Here is a 1,117-nt window from a genome sequence, read left to right on the forward strand (position 1 = left end):
TCAACACGCCGAAAGTAGTTGGGGGATCGCTCCCTGCGAGGATAGGACGTTGCCACACGGTTTTTGGAGGATTAGCTCAGTTGGGAGAGCGTCTGCCTTACAAGCAGAGGGTCACAGGTTCGAGCCCTGTATCCTCCATTGAGCCGTTAGCTCAGTTGGTAGAGCATCTGACTTTTAATCAGAGGGTCGTGGGTTCGATCCCCACACGGCTCATTGCCAAACAGCTATCGGTTTGGTATAATAAAAAGTGTTGTCCATGCCGACTTAGCTCAGTTGGCAGAGCATCTGTCTTGTAAACAGGGGGTCGGAGGTTCGAATCCTCTAGTCGGCACTAAATATGCGGAAGTAGTTCAGTGGTAGAACATCACCTTGCCATGGTGGGGGTCGCGGGTTCGAATCCCGTCTTCCGCTTTGCCAATTCTATAATGCCGGGGTGGCGGAATTGGCAGACGCACGGGACTTAAAATCCCGCGGTTAGTGATAACCGTACCGGTTCGATCCCGGTCCTCGGCACTTCATGCACCCATAGCGCAATTGGATAGAGTGTCTGACTACGAATCAGAAGGTTGAAGGTTCGACTCCTTCTGGGTGCATTTTTCGGGAAATAGCTCAGCTTGGTAGAGCACCTGGTTTGGGACCAGGGGGTCGCAGGTTCGAATCCTGTTTTCCCGATTTGCTAATTAAATATTAGCCTTTTCGCGGTGTAGCTCAGCTGGCTAGAGCGTCCGGTTCATACCCGGGAGGTCGAGGGTTCGATCCCCCCCGCCGCGATTTACCTGGCTGTTTTGGACCTTTAGCTCAGTTGGTTAGAGCAAGCGGCTCATAACCGCCCGGTCGTAGGTTCGAGTCCTACAAGGTCCATCAATTGTTTGGTGAACACATTCACATCATGGAGGATTACCCAAGTGGCTGAAGGGGGCGGTCTTGAAAACCGCTAGGCCGTGAGAGCGACGCGAGGGTTCGAATCCCTCATCCTCCTCTTTATTATCGCGGGGTAGAGCAGTCTGGTAGCTCGTCGGGCTCATAACCCGGAGGTCGTTGGTTCAAATCCAGCCCCCGCAATTTGGTCCGTTGGTCTAGTTGGTTTAGGACGCATCCCTGTCACGGATGAGATCAC

General features: G+C 53.2%; 11 tRNA genes. All 11 read left to right on the forward strand.

The annotated features are described in order from the left end of the window. The first annotated feature begins 65 nt into the window (after positions 1-65). The 11 genes from FD34_RS06850 (at position 66) to FD34_RS06900 (ending at position 1,062) form a co-directional block, all read left to right on the forward strand. Positions 66-138 (forward strand) — tRNA-Val (locus FD34_RS06850). Between the two features lie 2 nt (positions 139-140). Beyond that, a tRNA-Lys gene (locus tag FD34_RS06855) sits at positions 141-213 on the forward strand. Positions 214-258: 45 nt separating this feature from the next. After that, a tRNA-Thr gene (locus FD34_RS06860) sits at positions 259-331 on the forward strand. 8 nt (positions 332-339) lie between these two features. Further along, positions 340-411: transfer RNA gene (locus FD34_RS06865), tRNA-Gly, on the forward strand. A gap of 16 nt (positions 412-427) precedes the next feature. Next, a tRNA-Leu gene (locus tag FD34_RS06870) sits at positions 428-513 on the forward strand. A 6-nt stretch (positions 514-519) separates the two neighbouring features. Then, a tRNA-Arg gene (locus FD34_RS06875) sits at positions 520-593 on the forward strand. A 5-nt stretch (positions 594-598) separates the two neighbouring features. Beyond that, positions 599-672: transfer RNA gene (locus tag FD34_RS06880), tRNA-Pro, on the forward strand. A gap of 25 nt (positions 673-697) precedes the next feature. Then, positions 698-771, forward strand: a tRNA-Met gene (locus FD34_RS06885). A 16-nt stretch (positions 772-787) separates the two neighbouring features. After that, positions 788-861, forward strand: a tRNA-Ile gene (locus tag FD34_RS06890). 30 nt (positions 862-891) lie between these two features. Further along, positions 892-979, forward strand: a tRNA-Ser gene (locus tag FD34_RS06895). 9 nt (positions 980-988) lie between these two features. After that, a tRNA-Met gene (locus FD34_RS06900) sits at positions 989-1,062 on the forward strand. The last annotated feature ends 55 nt before the right edge of the window (positions 1,063-1,117 follow it).

This window comes from Limosilactobacillus pontis DSM 8475 (assembly GCF_001435345.1).
GTDB classification, from domain to species: domain Bacteria; phylum Bacillota; class Bacilli; order Lactobacillales; family Lactobacillaceae; genus Limosilactobacillus; species Limosilactobacillus pontis.